This is a genomic window from Rudanella paleaurantiibacter (assembly GCF_009184635.1).
Lineage (GTDB): Bacteria > Bacteroidota > Bacteroidia > Cytophagales > Spirosomataceae > Rudanella > Rudanella paleaurantiibacter.
This window is the reverse complement of sequence record NZ_WELI01000009.1, coordinates 123,606-143,555: the sequence shown is the minus strand read 5'-3', so window position 1 is coordinate 143,555 and position 19,950 is coordinate 123,606. Positions and strand designations below refer to the sequence as shown.

Here is a 19,950-nt window from a genome sequence, read left to right as displayed (position 1 = left end):
AAGGCTCCTTGGGGGCGAATGAATAAAAAAGCGGCCGGATAGATTGGGATAGCCTCCCGGTCGGTCCGGCCGCTTTCGTTTGTAGCCCAAATTTCGTATCTTAAAAACATGGAATCGAAACGCAAACTTGTGGTTTTATCGGGGGCGGGAATCAGCGCCGAAAGTGGTCTGGCAACGTTCCGTGATGCAAACGGGCTCTGGGAAAACTACCGAATTGAGGATGTTGCCACGGCCGATGCCTGGGTGCGTAACCCGGCGCTGGTGCAGGATTTTTATAACAAACGCCGGAAACAGGCCCTGAGCGCGCAACCCAACGCTGGGCATAAGTCCCTGGTAGACCTTGAAGCTAAATACGACGTGACGGTCATCACGCAGAACGTCGACAACCTGCACGAAAAAGCGGGGTCGTCGACAGTGCTACACCTGCACGGCGAACTGGCCAAAGCGCGCAGTACGGGCGATCCTTCATTGGTATATGAGCTGGAAACCGACGAAATCCAGATGGGTGACCTGTGCGAAAAAGGCCACCAGCTTCGGCCGCATATTGTGTGGTTTGGCGAAGAGGTACCCATGATGGAGGTTGCTTACGAGATCACCCAGCAGGCTGATATTTTTATTGTGGTTGGTACGTCGCTGGCGGTGTATCCGGCCGCCGGGTTGGCCTACGCGGTGCCGCGTGGGGTGCCTATTTTTGTGGTCGACCCCAACACCCCGGAGTTACGCCATAGAGATCAGGTAACGTTTATTGCCGAGCCGGCTACCACCGGCCTGGTTCGGCTGGCTGAGCAGTTGCTGGCCGACTAATGGGTCGTTGGGTAGGTAATTGGGGGGCTGTATGGCTGTTTTGCGTTTCGTGGTAAATACCCGACGCATGGCTGTACAACCCCCTTTTTCTGTTACCGACTCCCACTCCCTGCTCTGGTGGGCGCACCTCAGCCTGACTGAGGTGTACGGCACCCAGGACATATACGGACGCATGGACCCGATGCACGAACTGATTGCGACCATACTTTCGCACCGGACCACACATGCCAACGAAATGGCTGCGTACAAAGCCATGCTCGACCGGTTCCCGACCTGGGAGCAAGTGCGTGATGCTCCCCTCGATGACCTGATTGCGTGCATTCAAACGGCGAAATACCCGGAAGTTAAAGCGCCCTGGATTAAGCAGGTGCTCACCTCTATTATTGACGAACGAGGGGCTGCAACGGTCGATTTTCTGTCCGATATGTCTACTGAAGAAGCCATGTCGTGGTTGACCAATTTACCCGGTGTAGGGCTCAAAACGGCTTCGTTATTGCTGCTGTTTTATTTCCGAAAGCCTGTTTTGCCGGTCGATACGCACGTGCACCGGGTTACGCAGCGTGTCGGCGTACTCGGCCCGAAGGTAAGCGCCGAACGGGCACACAAACTGTTGCTGGAGCAACTTCCTAAAGACCCCGTTGTGTTGTTTAATGTGCACAAGCACTTTTACTGGCATGGGCAGCGGGTTTGTACATGGTATACCCCCAAATGCAGCGAATGCGCACTGGCGAGCCAATGCGCATTCTATCAGTCGGGTGGAACCCTTGAGTTAAGCAGTACAGCAGGCCGAAATACGGGATTGCAAATCCGTATTGGCTAAGCTTTTCCGTTGTATTTTTTCTCGTGGAAGGCTTTGGATTGTCCCACCCAGTTGTCACGCTCAATGCGGCCGGGGAAGAACTCGATAATCTCGTTTACCTTATCGATGTCCTCTTTGGTAAAGTTGGCTACCTGCCGGAACGTGTAAATGCCGAGGCTGTGCAGTTTACGTTCCAGAAACGGCCCAATACCCACTACCTCTTTCAAATCGTCGGCTTCGGCGAGCGTGGCCCGGCCAATCCGGTCGAAATTAAGCTCGCTCGCCCGCGAGGCAATACGCGACAAGACGGCGGCTTCGGAGCCGAGTGCCACCTGCGGAAGTGGGGGCTCTTCGGGTAGAACGGGTTCGGGTAATGGGGCCGAAATGACCGGCTCTGCAACGGTGGTAGCCTCCAACGCTGGCGCAACCGGCTGGGTTTGGCTAACGCTGACAACCGGCGCGGCTGTCGTTTTGAGGGGTTGGGCAGGAGCAACCGGCGTTGCTTTGGCCCGGCGGCAATCGGCCAGCTCCTGTTCGCGCTCAGCGATTTCGGTGCGTAAGGCATTTACGCGACTGTTTGAAATGAGTCGGGCTATTAACCACCCAACGAAGGCCGCAAAAGCCAGCAGCAGCAACATTTCGGAGATGGCTACCGGGCGACTTAAAGGATCTAATCCAAACATAGTGATAAGGTCAGTTATGGGGTTATCGGGCTACCTGGCGAGCACCCGTAGCCGATACCGCAAATGGTTATTTTCGTTTGTCTAATTCCGTGGCTTGCCCCACCCAGTTGTCACGTTCAATGCGGCCGGGGAAGAACTCAATAATCTCGTTTACCTTATCGATGTCCTCTTTGGTGAAGTTGGCTACCTGCCGGAACGTATAAATGCCGATGGCGTGCAGTTTGCGTTCCAGAAACGGCCCGACGCCAACAATGTCTTTCAGGTCGTCGGCTTCAGAAGCCTCCGCGCGGCCAATCCGGTCGTAATTGAGCTCACCTGCCCGTGCCCGGATGCGGTTGAGTACAGAGGCCTCGTCAATGCCCGTCGGGAGCGGCATAATCGGCGTACGCTGGCAATCGTCGAGTTCGCGATCGGTACTGGCCAGGTCGCCTTCTAATTGTTCGATGAGCCGCTGCCGCGAAATATAGCCAATGATAAAGCCCAACGTGCCAGCCACAAACAGCATTACCCCATGCTGAAGCATGGCGTCGGCAATGTTGAGGGGATTCATGTCAAACATAGTAATGTACGTTTAGGAGGGTTTACTGGACAACAACCGTTACCCGACGGTTGGCTTTACGTCCGCTTTCAGTATCATTTGAGGCTTTGGGGTCGGCTTCGCCTTTACCGTCGACTTTCACCTGACTGGCCGCTACGCCCTGCGACAGCAACCGGGTTTTAACCGAGCCAGCGCGTTTTTTCGAAAGGGCCAGGTTAGCTGCATCGGGGCCGACGTTGTCGGTATAGCCCGTCAAGACCAGCGACTTATCTTTGTTTTTGCGCAGATACGCAATAGCCTCTTTGAAGAATTTCTTTGTCTCATCGGTGCGGATATAGTCCGACGAGTTTGTTTTAAAGTACAGGTCAATCGGTTTGAATACCGATTCAAATTTCTCGGCTTTGGCCAGGGCTTCCTCGGTAACGGGTGTACCGGCCGACGAAGTAGAAGCTACCGATGTGCTCGCTGCCGAAGCGCTGATTGCGGATGTAGACGCAAGCGAGTCGGGTTGAGCGGGGGCTGCGACTACCATAGCAGCAAAGCTCCCGTTGACCCCGGCCATCACTGAGTCGCCTGCGGCCGAAAACGCAATGTCGGCTTTTTCGACCCCGGCCGTCAGCAACGACGTGGCGGGTACTCCGCGCTGAATGAGCATTTCCCTGACGGCTTCGGCCCGGGCAATCCCCAAATTGCTAAAACTACTTGGGTTTGTTTCGGAGGCTGAATAGTACCCGGTGAGGGTCAGTTGCCGGTCGGGGTTGTTTTGCAGGTACGTAGCAATCGAATCGAGCGGAGCATCGAAACCAGCCATGTTAGGGTTAGCGCCCGATTTGGCAAAGTTGAACGTGCCGGGCAGACCAACGCTGAAACGAGCACCATCGGAAAGGGTAAAGACAGGAGCTGAGGAGGTAGCAACGGTGGTGGAGGGGGCATCATCGGCACAGAGCTGCTTGATTTTACAGACGTGCCACCAGGTTGATCCGGCCATCCAAAGCACCAGGAGTACAATCCATGGGGTCTTGTTGGTAAACATTAGCGGGGGTTTAATTAGGAGTGATGCGTGACCGATTGGGTCGTTCATCAGACGAGCAGAGCCCAGAAAGGTCATCCAAAAATACACGTCTTGTGTATAAATGCAAGATAGCCAGAAAATTATGCCTTCTGCCGAGGTTTGGCAGTCCGGTTGTCGGGTGTTCTGTGTACTAACGCGATTTGAGTGTAACAAAAAACCGCAGGCCCCAAATGGCCTGCGGTTTATATTCAGATAACCTGTGACGGTGATGAATCAACGATTCATTGAAATCAAAAATTCTTCGTTGTTGCGGGTACCACGCAGGCGATCGAGAAGGAAGTCCATTGATTCCATTGGATTCATGTCAGACATGTGCTTCCGCAAAATCCAGACACGTTGCATCGTTTCCTTATCCAGCAGGAGATCTTCACGGCGCGTGCCCGAAGCAATAACGTCGATGGCTGGGTACACCCGCTTGTTGGCCAGTCGGCGGTCAAGCTGGAGTTCCATGTTGCCGGTGCCTTTGAATTCTTCAAAAATCACCTCGTCCATTTTCGAGCCGGTGTCAATCAGAGCCGTTGCGATGATCGTGAGCGATCCGCCGTTTTCCACGTTCCGGGCTGCTCCGAAGAACCGCTTGGGCTTGTGCAGGGCGTTGGCATCGACACCACCCGACAGAATTTTGCCCGACGACGGCACGACCGTATTGTATGCGCGGGCGAGACGGGTAATCGAGTCAAGCAGAATGACCACGTCGTGACCGCACTCCACCATACGTTTCGCTTTTTCGAGCACCATGCTGGCTACTTTCACGTGCCGGTCGGCCTGCTCGTCGAAAGTCGAGGAGATCACCTCTGCATTTACGCTGCGGGCCATATCAGTTACTTCCTCGGGGCGTTCGTCGATCAAGAGAATGATCAGGTGTACCTCGGGGTGGTTGCGCGTGATGGCGTTAGCAATCTCTTTGAGCAGTACCGTTTTGCCGGTTTTGGGCTGGGCCACAATCATACCGCGCTGACCTTTGCCGATAGGGGCAAACAAATCCAGAACCCGCGTAGAGTATTGGTCAGGGCGGTTGGTCAGTTTGAGTTGCTCTTCGGGGAAGAGGGGCGTCAGGTATTCAAACGGAATCCGGTCACGAATCTCTTCGGTGGTTTTGCCGTTTACGGTCGTTACGCGCAGCAGGGCAAAGTATTTTTCGCCCTCTTTCGGGGGCCGAATAGCTCCTTTCACCGTATCACCGGTTTTCAGGCCAAACAGTTTGATCTGCGAGGGCGACACATAAATATCGTCGGGGCTGGCCAGGAAATTGTAATCAGCTGACCGCAGGAACCCGTAGCCGCCATCGGACATAATTTCCAGAACGCCCTCATTTTCAATGATTCCGTCAAATTCGCGGATGTGCTGGTTGTATTGCCGACGAATCCGGTTTTGGTATTCCAACGACTCCCGCGAAGGTTGCGGAGCCTGCGTAGTTTGCTGACGCTCTCCGTCGGCGGGGGCTTCGGTAAACTCGGCTGAAGCTTCGGTGGGGGCTCCTTCGGCTACCGGTGTTTCTCCGTCAACAGGGGCGGTTGCAACGGTTGTGTTGCCTTCCTCGACAACAGTCGGAGTCAGAAACTCTTCCTCAGACTCGACGCGCATGCTCATCGCCGACTCGTCGGTTACCGCCCGACGGCGTTCCCGCAAACCACCGGGACGCTCATCACGGCGGGGCCGATTTTCCATATCCCGATTACCGGGTTGCCCGAAACGGCTTGGGCGGGCATCACCCTGACGTGGGTCACCCTGACGCGGGTCGCCCTGACGTTGATCCCGGAAATCACGTCCATTGGGGTTGTTGCGGTCATTGCCACGGCCCAGGTCGGGACGGGGGCTGTCGGTACGGCGTGCATTTCGCTCGATCCGGCCCGCGTCCGGGCGGCCCGCGTCCGGGCGTGATCCGTTAGCTTCATTACCTCGTTCGGGGCGAGGCTGGTTGAGCCGGGGTGCTGGCTCACGGCGTCCTTCGACAGGGCGCTCAGGCGTAGTGTCAGCTTCCGTCGACTCGGTCGGTGTTTGCAACATACCTTCGTCGGTACGGGCAATCGCTTCAGTTTCGTTTGTAGGAGGAGGTGTATCCGCTGCACCGGCATCCCGCCGAATCCGGCTGCGCGTCCGAGCGGGCGTTGCGGCTGGGGTATCCGTTTCTGGGGCTGGGGTTTCGGCAACTACTTCGGGCGCGGGCTCGGCGGCTACTGCCTCAGCCCGTGGCCGACGTCCCCGACGTGGGGCCTCCGCAACGGCTACTTCGGGGGCCGCTTCATCGGGCATGGGCATCCGCGCCTGATGGTCCAGAATCTTATAAATCAGTTCACGTTTTGGGTACTTGTTGCCGTCGGTGATTCCAAATTGATCGGCAATGGTGCGAAGCTCCGACAGAAGCTTCATATTCAGTTCTTCAATATTGTACATAAAAGTCAGGTTATCAGTAACCTTGCAGGGCGTAAAGCGTGATTTGCAGTAGACAGGCGCGAAGGGCGCTTTCAGAAAAGACGATGGATCAGAAGTAGGTCAACTAAGGATAGTGGCATTGAAAACAGGGCGCAACGGGCTGGTGAGACTCCGGGGGCTGCTTATTGGTTTGCTATGCGCTTCGTACAGGCAAGGGGCCCGGTGAGAGCCGTTGGATGTACGAGGATGTTATTTGGCTTGAAATCTGACGACCTATCGGCTGATAGTCGAAGGATATGACAGGGCAAATGTAAGAACCGAGCGTCTATTTGTCAACATAACGTCTGTTTGCCAGAAATGTTTCCGTTTAGAATTATTTTTCGTACAGATCTATTTTTCGAAATGCGGTTGTTTGCGAGTCAGTTGAGTAGAGCGACTAAATATTACTTACTTTAGTGTTTGTTAATAGTGCCTACCCATATGCAACGTATTCTTATTGCCGACGATCACCGGCTTTTTGCCGATGGCTTGCGGTTTCTGTTTCAGTTTTCGGAGCTGTACGAGGTGGTAGAGGTTGTAACGTTGGGAGGGGAGGTGCTACCGACGCTGCAGCGGCAGTCCATCGATCTGCTGTTGCTCGATGTCACCCTGCCTGATCTGCCCGGTCCGGAGGTGGCGCGATCGGTGCGTGCGTTCCGGCCCGACTTACCGATTCTGGCTATTTCGATGGAAACCGAGGCCGCCACGGTGCAAGCCATGTTGCGGGCCGGCGTCAATGGATACTGTCCCAAAACGGCCCACCATGCTGATCTGATGAGCGCGCTGGATGCCGTTTGCGGGGGCGAAATCTATCTGGACCCATCGTTACAACATGTTCTGTTGTATCCATCAGAACCCTTGCCGCCTGTACCGACCGAAGAGCCCGTCTACCGCCTTACCCCTCGTGAACAGGAGGTTGCCCATTTGCTTGTGCAGGGCCTGAGCAACACCGCCATTGCCACCCGGACGTTTACCAGCCCCCGTACGGTTGAAACCCATCGCAAAAATATTTACGCAAAATTGGGGGTGCACAATGCGGTAGAGCTGACCACCCGCTTGTTACAGCGGGCATGAAAACGCCCTGGTTTGTCGGTTTACTGTGGTTAGTTGGTGTTCTGGAAAGCCGGGCACAGCTCCCGTTCCGGGTCGAACGGGTGGGGCAGGAGCAAGGGCTGGTGCAGGGAACTGTGTCGGCCATGTGCAAAGATTCCCGGGGGTTTATCTGGGTGGGTACGCAGGATGGAATCTGCCGGTACGACGGAGGCCAGTTTCGGGCGTACCGGCCCTCGGCTACTGACTCTACAGCTCCGGTTGGTTTGTTTGTGAACCGGATTATCGAAGCACCTACCGGCGATCTCTGGTTCGGGACCGACGAAGGGCTCAATCAGTATCATCGCGCCACCGACCGGTTTACCCCATTTCAGCTTGCCGATAGCCGGGGCCGCCGGATGAGTAACCCAACCACGCCTTTTCGGGCTACGGCTCAGGAGGTGTGGTATTGGTCGGGGCAGGAGGGGATTGTGCGTTATAACCTTCAGAGCGGGAAAAAACGCGTCCTGTTCAATCAGTTTTCGTTTGCGTTCAACTACTACGTGACGCAGAATGCCACCACGTTCGACCGGCGGGGGCGGCTTTGGGTGCACACTGATGACGGGCTCATTGCTTACGATACAACTACCCGCCGGGCCACCCATTATTTTAGCCGACATGCCCAGAACCGGCTGGGGCCACCGCTAGTTTTTTACGATTTTCATTTGGCTCGGAATGGCCTGATCTACCTCGTTTATGCCGACGGAATTGCCTGCTTCGACCCCGACCGGCAGCAGTTCGAGCTGTTTACAAGCTGGCAGGGTAAGCCAATGGGGCAGGTGTTCGATTTGGCCGAAGACCCGACCGGGCAGCTGAATTTAGCCACCCTCAACCACCACGTTCTTCGGTTCGACCCCGTTGCCCGAACGTTTACGGCCGTTCAGTACCGACCCGCCGATCAGACCCAGCTTGGCGATGTGTATTACCTCTACCACTTTGGCGATGGCATTATCTGGCTCAACGAAGACCCACAGGGATTGGTGAAGCTAAATCCGTATGGCGCCCAGTTTGGCCTGGTGAATGGGCAAACGCATCCGAAACTGGCCAATCTTAACATCCGAACGTTTGCTGAAACCCCCGACGGAACCCTGTGGGTGGGTACGCTTGGCGGAGGGCTACAGGCTTACGACCGCCGGGCCGACCGGCTCGATAAGCCATTTGTGCACGACCCTGCCAACCCGCAAAGCCTGCCCGGTAATCAGGTTCGGCATTTGCTCACTGATGCGTCGGGTACGCTTTGGGTTGCTACCGATCAGGGTTTGGCCCGCTATCGGGGGCGTGGCCAGTTTCAGACGTACCGGCCACTGGGGGCCACCCTCAATTCGGGGCGGGTGTTTGTGCGGCACCTGACTGAATTAGATGCCCGTTGGTTACTGGTTGGTACGGAAGATGGCCTGTTTCTGTTTGATCGGGTTACGAACCAGTTTACCGAACAATCATTTTTTCGGCATAAGTTGATTGGGTTTGCGGCTCCCGACCGTCACGGCCGTATTTGGGTGGGGGTCAATGAAGAGGCTATTTACGTTGGGCAACTTCACAACGGCCAATGGAAACGGACGGCCAAACTCCTGGATGAACTGATTGCTGCCAGTTTTTATGCGGATGCCCAAAACGAGTGGGTTAGCACGAGTAAAGGGTTGTTTCGGTTCGATAGTCAGTTGCGGCTTACAAAGCATTTTAACGAATCAACTGGCCTGCCCAATGCCTTTGTGTACGGCGTGTTGCCGGGGCAGGCGGGTGAACTATGGCTTTCGACCAATCGGGGCCTGTGTCGGCTGGCGGTGGAGTCGGGGCAGGTACGGACCTACGGGCCGTCCGACGGTTTGCAGGGTAATGAGTTCAACGGAAACAGTTTTTACCGGGCGCGCAACGGTGAGTTGTTTTTCGGTGGTACACTGGGTTTTAATCACTTTTTCCCGGCGCAGATCCGACCGAATCAATACAAGCCGACGGTGCAGCTGACCAATCTGACTGTTGCCGAAAAGCCCTACAATCTGCCTGCCTACATTGGCGAGATCGGGTTGTTAAACCTTCCTCCGCCTGATAATACCTTTGCCCTGACGTATGCCGCCCTCGATTATTTCAGTGCCGGCTCTAATCGGTATCAATATCGGTTGTTGGGGCTCGATAGTGCCTGGGTGCAGGCCGGTACACAAACGGTGGCCCGATTTATAAAATTGCCGCCAGGTGACTATATATTTGAAGTTCGGGCGGCTAATAGCGATGGATTCTGGGGGCCGATTCGTCGGTTAGCTATTCGGCTCGAAGCCCCGCTTTACCTGACGTTCTGGTTCAGGTTCTTGCTATTGGGTTCGCTGGTAGCGGGCTTCTACGGCCTCTACCGGTATCGTTTGTACACGGTGCGGCAGCAACAACGGCGTGACCTCCAAACGGCTGTGCAAACACAAGAGTCCGAACGTACCCATTTTGCCCGCGAGCTGCATGATGGCGTGGGGGCGAATCTGGCCGCGCTGAAACTCTACCTGAGCCACGTGGGTAGTCCGCAGATTCCGCAGCAGGACCTCAAAACCCGCTCACTCTCCTTACTCGAAACGTCCATTTCCGATTTGCGTCGCCTGATCAATCAGTTTAGTCCGCAGTCGTTGCAAGTGCTGGGGCTTTCCAGCGCCTTACAGCAGGCCGCAGACACTCTGACTGACACCGGACAGGTTCAGGTTTGCCTCCATATAGACCCGCTCCCCCCGCTTGCCCCGGCTTTTCAGACCAACCTGTACCGCATTGTGCAGGAACTTTTCCAGAACGCACTCAAACACGCCGGTGCGTCGGAGCTGACGCTCACGTTGGCCGTTGGGCCAAATACCTTAACGCTTCAGTACGAAGACAATGGCCGGGGTTTCGACCCGCAGGTGGTGCGCCCCAATAGCCAGGGGCTGACCAACATCCGGCACCGGGTACAACTGCTGGAGGGTGAATGGACGATTCAGTCTGCACCGGGTGAGGGTGTACAGATTAGTATTCGGGTGCCGTTTCAACCCCAAAATACGTAGTTCTACGCCCGCAATATACCGTACCTACGGTATTGTCTCCGGCTGCTGAGGATCAGACCTTTGTCCTGTTCTTTCTGCCCCAATTCGTTATGAAACGCTACCGTTGGTTTATGGTTCTGGTGCTCTCGGCTCTGGCCATTGCCATTGGGATGTTGGGGCTGGTACTGCTCTGACAGAGGAGAGGACATTCATCTAAAATTCCACGTTTTATGTCTCGTTCACTCGTGCTACTGATTTTGGGGCTATATGGCCTGCTCTTGTCGGGGGTCATGCTGTTTGCCACCACCTGGCTTCTGAAAAGCTACGGAATCGACCCTTATGATGTCAGCCATATCTCGCTGATGCGGTATCTGGGATTGTCAAATTTTGGGTTGGCATTGCTGGCCCTGTTGAACCGGAATTTATCAAACTCAGCCAGTTTACAGACCGTATTGCTCGTCTCGGCTATTGTGGTATTGGGTGGAATTGGGGTAGGTACGGTGGATAGCCTTCTGAAAGATGCACCCCTTACCGGCTTTTTCCTGGCCGACACGTTCCTGCGGCTGGTTATGGGGCTGGCATTACTTTATTGCTATAATCGTGAACGCCAACAGGTGATTAGTCAGGTAGCTGCGTAAGGCCATGATGATCTTCCGTTTTGCTTTACTCCTTTTCCTGATGAGCCCGGATTTGATGCAGGCCCAGTCGGTTGTGGGCACCTGGCAGGGAACCATGACCTCGCCCCAAAATGAGTCGGTTCAGGTGGTTTCGATGCTCACCCTCCGACAATCGGGGGCTAACTATACCGGCGAACTGGTACTCCAACTAAGTGGAGCCCGAGAGACCTATACCGTCAGCGCGGCTATGCAGAATAACCTGTTGGCTGGAACGGCTACGTATCCGACCGACCAGACGGCGTACCAGTTTGAGGCTATGCTCCAAAATGGCAAACTGGTTGTTGGGGTTGGCCTATTGAATATACCCGTTATGGGCGGGGTATTTACTAAAGTGGCCAAAACAGCCGCTACAGGGTCGTCGGCAAAACCCGCTGGCACAACAGCGGGCGGTGGCCCCGACGGACTGCCTCGCAACAGTCGATTAGTGGGTGCGTGGGCGCATACACGCTACTACGGAAGTGGTGAGTTTTATGGTTCGGTGCGGACCACGCTCTTTTTTTATCCCGATGGTCGTATCGGCTCCGGCGACTCTTCGGGCAACGCCAGTATGGGCGGTAGTTCGGTTAGCAGCAACTCTGACGGCGTGCAGATTCTGGAGGGTGTTCGCTGGTACACTAAAGGCTCCGATCAAATCTGGATTCGTAACGTGGGCGGTGGGGCCGACCGGCTCTATGCCGAGTACGGCATGGCGACCGACGGCCAAAAAATGCTTCTGTACCGCAACGGGGGCAAACAAATCTACTACCGGACGCAGTAGTTCAACCTCAAAACAACGATTCGTATGGCTATCGACTTTAAATCGAGAAAGACCTGGCTATGGGGTGCCTTTGGCTTGCTTGTGTACTTCAACATGGGAAATGACGACGACTCGGCCTCCTTCGGTGGGGGCGACTCGGACGTTGTGGCTGAGTGGCGAACGACGCTGGCGGGCACGCGGCTCAACTATTTCCATACCTACAGCTCGTACTCAGGCGGATTCAGCCGCTCGCAGAAGATGGACCTGTGTCCGCAAGGCACGTATACCTTTTACGCAGAAGCGAGCTTTGATATGACGGGCCCGGCCACCGAAGCTGGTACCTGGACCGTACAGGAAAACGGGGGCGGTGTATCGCTCGTACTGACGCCTGACAACGGTGAGCCAACGTTCCTGCCGCTTGCTTTCGACGAAAAACAGAACATTCTGGTAGGTAACCGTTCCTATATCCCGGCCAAATCGGGAAAGCACGGGCCTGCCTGTTACTAAAACACTACCTTAAACCAATTCAATGCCATGAAACTACATCGCAACACTCGCTTCTTTTCAGCCTTTTTGTTGGCTACCAGTTTGATGTTTACTCAGTGCAAAGGTCCTGCAGGTGATCCCGGACCGCAGGGCCCGGTCGGTCCCAAAGGCGATACTGGAGCTACAGGGGCTACGGGTGCTGCTGGAGCCCAGGGCCCAAAAGGTGAAGTTGGCTCGGCCAATGTCACGCAGATCACCTGGTTGAAAGCAACCGACCGAAGCAATGCGTTTGAGAACGTATATAAGCTTCCGGCCGACGTTTCGGTGGCCAATTCACTGGTGCTGGGCTATGCATCAATTAGCAATCAGGCAAATCCCGGTTACTGGTTTGCGGTTCCTTCATTTCTCGATTATGCCTGGATTCCTTCCAATCAGCGGGATTTCTACAGTTTCAACTACACGTCTAATCAGGTAACGATGAATCGGTTTAATGAAGCTGGTAGCCGGGTGACCAACCTGTACGACTTTTCGATGAAAGTGGTTGTAATTCCGGCAGCTACGCTCAAAAACGGCCGGTTGGCCAACCTGGATTACACTAACTATGAGGCCGTTAAGAAAGCGTTCAGCCTGCCTGATTGACGGGTAGCTCTCCGACTATCAATGCCAACACCCAGCTCTGGCAGCTCGAGGCTGCCCTACTGTGGAGCGTAAAGCTGCACGGATAGAGCGTCGACATTGATATGCTGCCAATAGCCCCTACGCTAAACTCCCAATGCAATGCTGTTCAGACTTATTCTGATTGTATGCCTTTTGGCTTGCCACTACGCCAACGCCCAGTCTGTAACTGTCTCGGGGGCGGGCAATGCCGCCTACAACACGTATTCGCTCAATGGAACGTACCAGTTCGATGGGCAACAAAACGGTAAAAACCGGTATCGAAAATCGTCGGGCTTTACCGCCAATGGCTGCCAGGGGTGTTCGGGTTCGGCGGCTATTTTCTGGAATGGCAGTGCCTGGATACTACAGGCCACCGGTAGCGGTCAGTGTGTGTATTGCGCCATACCCACCACCACCCATTCGAGTACGGCTGTCACTGCTACAAACCCACCCTGCACCGGTTGGACCAATGGCATGACCCTGACTGGAGCCTGCGAAAACGGTTCGACTCCCTGCACGGCCGTGTCGATAGTAGTGACCGGGCAGCCGGGGCAACAACAAACTAACCCTGCTCAGGTTACGGTCAGCTTAGGTTCCAGCCTGACACTGTCGGCCACGGGCTGCTCGGCGGGTACGGTGCGCTGGTCAACCAACGACACAAGTCCAGTTGTAGAGGTCTCCCCCACGGTGAGTACCACGTACTCTGTCACCTGCACCTCTACAGCCTGCCCGTCTCCCAGTGAGCAGCGAGTAGCCGTTTCGGTGGTATTACCGGCGTTGCCCTCGCCCGTAATCGGCCAAATTCCCGCCGAATGGTGTCGGCAAGAGGAGTTTGCAGTGCCTTATTCTGTATCGGTCACCCATCCATCCGGTAATCGGTTCCGGGTACAACTCTCCGACTCGCTCGGTAGCTGGCGTGCACCATTGGTGATTGGTACTGTACTGGCTTCCGGTTCGGGAGTAATCAGGGCTACCATTCCGCGCGCGGTGCTACGGGCCAATGGGTACCGGCTCCGGGTGGTGGCCACACTCTCGTCGCAGGTTGATACCGTTGGGGTGCCCATCCGGGTTGTGTCGTTGTGTGTGACCACGTGTGATGATATGGTGTCGGTGCGCTCGGGAAACTGGCATGACCCCGACACCTGGTCGTGCGGGCGGGTGCCGGGTGGGGCCGATAATGTCACCATTTCGACCGACCATATCGTCACCGTTGCCGACAACCGGACCGTGGTGTGCCAGAATATCCAGCAAAATGGTACCCTGACGCTCGGGACGGGTAGTCGGCTGAGGCTGTTGGGTGATGATGAAGGTTCGACTCAGGTGCAGGGAACCCTTGTGCTGAAACCCAATGTGTTTGGCTTTGATCCGGCCAACAATGGGCAAATTATCGCGCGTACACCAATGACCATCCGGTTTCGGGGCGTGCCGGCTTTCCGAAACATCGGCAGCATGAGCGCGGGTGGGCGATTGGCCGCCAAATCGGGGCTTTTTGAGGGGGAGTGGGCCGTGTTTGCCCAGACCACCGGAACACCATTCGGTTTTATTGGGCAGGTTACGTCGACGCGAAGCCTTTCGACCACAAACGGTGATATTGAAACCGAGATAACCTTCGAGCCCGGCGATCTGTCGGACATAACCAAAGAAGCTGACATCTCCTGGCAGGCTGTTCTGAAAAAAACGATGCAGACACAGTTTACCGGGCAGTTTAAAGGGAAACAAAAAGTGGAGACCGCCGAGGATACCGAACGCGAGCGTGATGTTGAAATTAACGTGGTGGGTACAGCGACCGACTCGCTGCGGGTAACGATGGATTTTGGGCTGAAGGTGGCCAACAGTAACCTGAGTGAATTTCGGTGCATGGCTCAGGTGGAAAACAACCTGCGGTTACGGCTTAAAGCCACGGGTAAGATTACGTATAAAGAAGCGATACCCATTGATAAATGGGAGCGCAAAGCCCCTTACATCCGGTTTGTCTTTATTGGTGGTGTGCCGGTGCCTATTGTTTTTAGACCCACTGCCGGACTCGATCTTACAAGCGAACTGGAAGCCGAAATCGGGTTCGATGGCGAACTGCTCAACACTACACAGCGCGTAGGGATCGGCAAACTGTGGCGGGCAGGGCAAGGTTGGAGCGATATTACGCTACCCAGTCCCCTGCAACACCCCGACAAACCGCTTGAGCTTGCGGTGAAAGGGAAAGCCCAGATTGGCCTGAAACCCAAAGCAGGTGTCAAATTTTATGAGCAGGACAACTGGAAGGTAGAAGTTGGGGTCGAGGGGTATGCGGCTCTGGAAGGAACCTGCAACTTTAACAATACCGGCCTTATCGTGAGTAGTGCTATTGGCCTGAAACCCGAACTGGAAGCCGAGTTTGTCTGGAGCCCTATCGTGCTTGAAGGCAGAGTAGCTATGGATCTCGATTCGATACCGCTGGGGCAGACACCCGTCAATGTGGACTTTTGCCGCCTGGTTGAAAACTGTATTGATCGCATTGAAAATAATTATGCGCCCAGAATCCACCGTCAGATTGTAAAAGATGCTGATAATCGAATTCAAAAGATCAGAACGTTTCTTACCGATTCCGGGATCCAAGAAACGGTATTCAGTTATAATGCGGAGGGCAAAGTAATAGGAGCTGATCTGTACGCTTTGGGAGATGGTTCGTCACCTCGTGTTTTATCTCCGACGAACAGCCAAACCTTTGTGTATGGAACGAACCAGATTGAGCAGTACTTCTATACTACTTCTTCTTTTTCTGGCGTTCGGAGCGTACTTCGCTATAAACTGTCTGAAAGTGGACAGATTACGCACATCCAGTATCGTAGCCCTGCCGAAGCGAGTCTGGCCGCTTTTTCAAGCTATAGCATCACGCTGAGTTACTACCCAAACGGGTATCTACAAACCGCACGGATCGTTTATGGATATGGGGGTTGGATGGAAAAACGATATACCTACAACGAAGCGGAGGGGACGGTCATTTGTGATTACGATGACCCAGGTGACGATTTGACCAGTGTCACGTTGGTTTACGACACCAGCCAAAAGCAATTTGGTACGGAATTGAACGCTCAGAACCAGGAAAGTGGTGGGTTAGGGTTTCTAAAAGGCTATCGGTTTCTGGAGGATTTGGGTCGTGTTATAGACATAGAACCGCTGGAAACTCCGCTTATTCATCAGGGGAAATTCTACTTCGGGGCACCTGTGATCAGTTATTTGGAAAAATATGCAGACCCAAGTATTAATTTTTACGCAGAGCGGGGGTATACGGTCGACTATAGTTATGACACCGACGGGAAACCGATCTCGTTCACTCGTACTGAATACAGGGCCGAAAGAAACCTGAATGGCACGTGGGAGAGCATAACCAGTACCAACCCACCTGTGCCAATCCTCTGGAAAAGCTGTCAGTGATAGACTAAATAAATGGGCAATGTATAATGTATATGGAAAATTGGATTAACTATTGATAATCAAGGTTTTACTTATGAACTTTGCGCTAGTCATTGTACATTGAGTTCTGTTTAAGCACTCATATAGTGCGGGTAGTCATGTTAAGGCGGAGTATGGTGTTAAGAGTCGCCATATTCCGCTTTTTTAACAGCCCCCGGCACGAGTAATCCGTGTAAATCCCCTCAATCCATTACATCTGTGCTCTCCTCCGTTTCTTAATTTTCGTTAATTCCCCCGCTTATATCCATTTTTGCGCCCACATTTACCGTTACGTTCATGAATGTTGCTATCGACTGGGGAAACACCCGGCTTAAAGCAGGGTGGTTTAGCCAAGATAAACTGGTTCGTACGGCGCAGTTTGTCTCGGTCGATGAGCTGGCGCAGGCATTAGCTCAACAGCCAGCCAATGCAGGTATTGTGTCGTCGACGAGCTATCCGGCCGAGACACTGCCGCCGTTGCTACAGGTAGCGTGTGTGGAGCAGTGGGTGTTTCTGGATGGGCAAACGCCCGTTCCAATCCAGAAAGCGTACGATACCCCCCACACCCTCGGTGCCGACCGGGTGGCCGCTGCAGTGGGGGCCATGCACCTGTATCCGAATGAAGATTGCCTCATTCTGGATCTGGGTACCTGCATCACCGCCGACCGGCTCGACCGAGCGGGTGTGTTTCAGGGGGGGCTCATTGCGCCGGGGCTGCGTATGCGCCTGCAGGCTATGCATGAGTTTACGGCCCGGCTGCCGTTGCTGGAAATAGATCGGGCCAACCCGCCTGCCTGGCCCCGGCTCGATGCCCGTAATACCCGCGAGGCCATGCTGAGCGGAGCCCTGAACGGGATGCGGCTCGAACTGGACGGAATTGTGGCCGAATACCGGCTTGAATACCCGGCTGGGCGGGTACTTGTGTGCGGGGGCGACGGTCCGTTGTTTGAAAGTCGTCTGAAACCCCCGATATTTGCAGTGCCGCCGTTGGTACTGTGGGGACTGAATCGTATTTTACACTATAATGTCAAGAAATTACCGGCTAATCCGTAGACGTGTCCAAGTTTTTGCTCTCGTTCTCTCTCTCACTGCTCCTGCTCTAACCCGGGCACAAGGTTTAGGCAACTCGCCGTACTCAGCCCTTGGGGTTGGGGAGCCCTACAACCCAACGAATGCGGCTAATCTGGGCATGGGAGGCATCGGCGTCAGCAATGCCAGTCCGTTTTACCTAAATATGCAAAACCCCGCGTTGTTGGCTCGCCGGGGTCGTTTTACGGCTTTTGAAGTGGGTCTCATTGGTCAGTACAAACCCCAAATCAGCCAACTCCGCGCCGGGCAAACGCAAAGTCAGCGCGATTTTGGAGCCAACCTCAACTATGTTGCGTTGGCGTTTCCGGCCTCATCGCGCTGGACCATGATGCTCAGCCTACGGCCTTACACCTACGTCGACTATTCGACTAAGAGTTATGGTCGGGTACTGCGCAACAACACCAATACCATTTACGAAGCTGAATACACCTACTCAGGTCGTGGAGCCATCAATAAGGCTGCCTACACTACCGGCTTTCGACTGGGTAAAAATATTTATGTGGGGGCCGAAGCGGGCTTCCTGTTCGGCAACATTACCAATAACTCCGATGCCCGGGTGTTGATTAATGATGTAGCACCGACCTCGCAGCAGCTCAATCCACAACCGCAGGATATTGTGGTTTCGCGCTCAAACCGGGTGCTTTATAATGATTTTGTGTGGCGGCTTGGGGCCGGCTGGCGACCCAAACTGAGCGAAAAATGGTCGCTGAACCTCGGCGCTACTATCGACCCGGCGACTCGGGTTGGGGCTACCGAAACGGATGTGTATCAGCAGGTTTCGCTGGGTACCGGCACCGGTGGAGGGGGTAATAGCCTCTCCGACGAAGATACCCTGCGGGCCAACGTGGCCTCGTCGATTCGGTTGCCGCAACAGGCCCACTTCGGCATCAGCATTGAGCAGATCAATAAGCTGATGGTAGGTTTGGATGTAGGTTTCCAGAGATGGTCACAGTTTCAGGCCGTGAATGGTCGGTCGGGTAATTTGCTCGATGCCATGACCATCGGTGTTGGTCTGGAATATATGCCCAAAGCCAATTCGACCAAATACTGGGACTTAGTCACTTATCGTGCTGGTTTTCAGGTTAATCAGACGCCCTACCTGGTAGACGGGCAGCGGGTAAAAGATGTAAACGGTAGCCTTGGCTTGTCTTTACCGATGGGCTCGTACTTTGTAAATTATGTCAACCTGAGCGTGCAGGGTGGCCAACGGGGGGCTCTGGTTGGCTCGCAGATTCGGGAGCGGTACGTGCGGTTTGCGCTGGGTCTCTCTCTGAACGACTGGTGGTTCCGTAAGCCGGTGCTCGACTAAATATTCAATCAATCAATACAAAAGCGTGTGGTGCATAGTCTATGAGCCACACGCCTTTTTTTATCGGTAGGGTAGACGATGGTAGGTGTATGAAGCAGTATTCGGTCTCGTTGGATAATTCGGCTAAGGTAATTACAGGACTTGTGCTCGCCCTGACGGTTTCCCTGTTGGCATTCGGGGCGTTTAAGCCGGGTGTGGTGCTGGCCATTGTGATGGTCATTTGCTACGGCTACCAACCCCAAAAATATACCCTGACGCCCAATACACTCACAGTGGTCCGGTTGTTCGGAGCGGTTTCGTTTGATCTGAACAAAATTCGGGAGGTGCAGGAAATAGCCCCTGAACAAATGAAATTGAGTCTGCGAGCGTTTGCTGTTGGGGGACTGTTTGGCTATTACGGCCGGTTTGTAAATGCTTCCCTGGGCCGGATGACCTGGTATGCCACCCGACGCTCAAATTACGTACTGGTGCGTATGGCCGACGACCGCCGGATCGTGCTTACGCCCGATGAGCCAAAGCAGTTAGTTGCCGACTTGAGTCGATTGCTGGCTGCGTGAATACTGGTGTTAGGAGAGAAGAACTAAACGAAAGACTACTTTTCAGCTGTACAATGATGACTCGTTTGCTGTGGTGTGGCCTCTTGCTGGTGGTTGGCGTGTGGGGTTGCGAAGAGCCGAAAACAACCCGGAAAACCAATGCCTATCAGGGGCCCATTGAAGAAATCAACAATGTGAAAATGCTGTACAGTGAGGCCGCTGTATTACGCGTTCGGATGACGACAGCCAAACAGTATCGGTATCAAAACGACGACCGGAAGTACCCGCAAACGGTCAATATCCTGTTCTTTGGACCGAATGGCGAAGAAGTGACAACGCTCCGCTCTGACTCAGGCCGGTACGATAAGGCAAAAAACCTGTACACCGTCATGGGTAACGTGGTGGTAATCAATAAGCAAAAACAGGAAAAGCTGACCACCAACGAGTTGAACTGGAATCCGCAAACCAAGAAAGTATTCACCGAAAAACCGGTGCTCGTGCAAAGCAAGCTGACGGGCGAAAGCCTGCGCGGCCTGGGTCTGGATGCGAACCAGGATTTTTCGCAATACTCGATTCGCAAAGTGACCGGCGTGTTCAACGTCGAAGGGGGCGGGGGCTTCTAAGCCGTGTGTTCCAGAACAACCTAA

The 19,950-nt window shown here is 54.4% G+C and carries 18 protein-coding genes; 14 read left to right on the top strand and 4 right to left on the bottom strand.

Going from position 1 to position 19,950, the window contains the following annotated elements:
* The first annotated feature begins 108 nt into the window (after positions 1–108).
* Complete coding sequence (locus F5984_RS19615; protein WP_152125916.1) at positions 109–804, top strand: SIR2 family NAD-dependent protein deacylase; 696 nt, start codon at positions 109–111, stop codon at positions 802–804.
* A gap of 67 nt (positions 805–871) precedes the next feature.
* Positions 872–1,624: an endonuclease III domain-containing protein gene (locus tag F5984_RS19610; protein WP_152125915.1), complete on the top strand. Its 753-nt coding sequence runs from the start codon at positions 872–874 to the stop codon at positions 1,622–1,624.
* Here the strand turns inward: F5984_RS19610 and F5984_RS19605 are convergent.
* The 4 genes from F5984_RS19605 to rho all read right to left on the bottom strand — a co-directional run bounded on the left by F5984_RS19605 (position 1,621) and on the right by rho (position 6,290).
* Positions 1,621–2,286 carry a hypothetical protein gene (locus F5984_RS19605; protein WP_152125914.1) on the bottom strand — a complete coding sequence of 222 codons (666 nt, stop codon included), beginning with the start codon at positions 2,284–2,286 and terminating at the stop codon, positions 1,621–1,623. The two genes, F5984_RS19610 and F5984_RS19605, sit on opposite strands and share 4 nt — an antisense overlap.
* Positions 2,287–2,353: 67 nt before the next feature.
* Complete coding sequence (locus F5984_RS19600) at positions 2,354–2,845, bottom strand: hypothetical protein (RefSeq protein WP_152125913.1); 492 nt, start codon at positions 2,843–2,845, stop codon at positions 2,354–2,356.
* Positions 2,846–2,867: 22 nt separating this feature from the next.
* Positions 2,868–3,857 (bottom strand): OmpA family protein, encoded by a 990-nt coding sequence (locus F5984_RS19595; RefSeq protein WP_152125912.1) that lies wholly within the window; start codon positions 3,855–3,857, stop codon positions 2,868–2,870.
* Positions 3,858–4,109: 252 nt separating this feature from the next.
* Positions 4,110–6,290, bottom strand: coding sequence for a transcription termination factor Rho (gene rho / locus F5984_RS19590; protein ID WP_152125911.1), 2,181 nt, complete (start codon positions 6,288–6,290; stop codon positions 4,110–4,112).
* Between the two features lie 459 nt (positions 6,291–6,749).
* On the opposite strand from rho, the gene F5984_RS19585 reads away from it, so the two are divergent.
* The 12 genes from F5984_RS19585 to lptC all read left to right on the top strand — a co-directional run bounded on the left by F5984_RS19585 (position 6,750) and on the right by lptC (position 19,926).
* Positions 6,750–7,382 (top strand): response regulator, encoded by a 633-nt coding sequence (locus F5984_RS19585; protein WP_152125910.1) that lies wholly within the window; start codon positions 6,750–6,752, stop codon positions 7,380–7,382.
* Positions 7,379–10,405, top strand: coding sequence for a sensor histidine kinase (locus F5984_RS19580; RefSeq protein WP_152125909.1), 3,027 nt, complete (start codon positions 7,379–7,381; stop codon positions 10,403–10,405). The genes F5984_RS19585 and F5984_RS19580 overlap by 4 nt, the downstream gene beginning before the upstream one ends.
* A 32-nt stretch (positions 10,406–10,437) precedes the next feature.
* Positions 10,438–10,578 carry a hypothetical protein gene (locus F5984_RS26580; RefSeq protein ID WP_185155581.1) on the top strand — a complete coding sequence of 47 codons (141 nt, stop codon included), beginning with the start codon at positions 10,438–10,440 and terminating at the stop codon, positions 10,576–10,578.
* 36 nt (positions 10,579–10,614) lie between these two features.
* Positions 10,615–11,022, top strand: a complete 408-nt coding sequence (locus F5984_RS19575; RefSeq protein ID WP_152125908.1) for a hypothetical protein — start codon at positions 10,615–10,617, stop codon at positions 11,020–11,022.
* A gap of 4 nt (positions 11,023–11,026) precedes the next feature.
* On the top strand, positions 11,027–11,818 hold the full coding sequence (locus F5984_RS19570; protein WP_152125907.1) for a hypothetical protein: 792 nt from the start codon (positions 11,027–11,029) through the stop codon (positions 11,816–11,818).
* A 24-nt stretch (positions 11,819–11,842) separates the two neighbouring features.
* Entirely contained in the window at positions 11,843–12,304 is a 462-nt protein-coding gene (locus F5984_RS19565) for a hypothetical protein (protein WP_152125906.1), read from the top strand.
* Between the two features lie 27 nt (positions 12,305–12,331).
* Complete coding sequence (locus tag F5984_RS26940; protein ID WP_185155580.1) at positions 12,332–12,922, top strand: hypothetical protein; 591 nt, start codon at positions 12,332–12,334, stop codon at positions 12,920–12,922.
* Positions 12,923–13,060: 138 nt separating this feature from the next.
* Positions 13,061–16,351, top strand: a complete 3,291-nt coding sequence (locus F5984_RS26775) for a hypothetical protein (RefSeq protein WP_246169169.1) — start codon at positions 13,061–13,063, stop codon at positions 16,349–16,351.
* 315 nt (positions 16,352–16,666) lie between these two features.
* A complete protein-coding gene (locus tag F5984_RS19550; protein WP_152125905.1) occupies positions 16,667–17,422 on the top strand; it encodes a type III pantothenate kinase in 756 nt (251 codons plus the stop codon).
* Between the two features lie 136 nt (positions 17,423–17,558).
* Complete coding sequence (locus tag F5984_RS19545) at positions 17,559–18,767, top strand: hypothetical protein (protein WP_246169166.1); 1,209 nt, start codon at positions 17,559–17,561, stop codon at positions 18,765–18,767.
* Between the two features lie 89 nt (positions 18,768–18,856).
* Positions 18,857–19,324, top strand: a complete 468-nt coding sequence (locus tag F5984_RS19540) for a PH domain-containing protein (protein ID WP_185155578.1) — start codon at positions 18,857–18,859, stop codon at positions 19,322–19,324.
* 53 nt (positions 19,325–19,377) lie between these two features.
* Positions 19,378–19,926, top strand: coding sequence for an LPS export ABC transporter periplasmic protein LptC (lptC, locus tag F5984_RS19535; RefSeq protein ID WP_246169164.1), 549 nt, complete (start codon positions 19,378–19,380; stop codon positions 19,924–19,926).
* Positions 19,927–19,950: the final 24 nt, after the last annotated feature.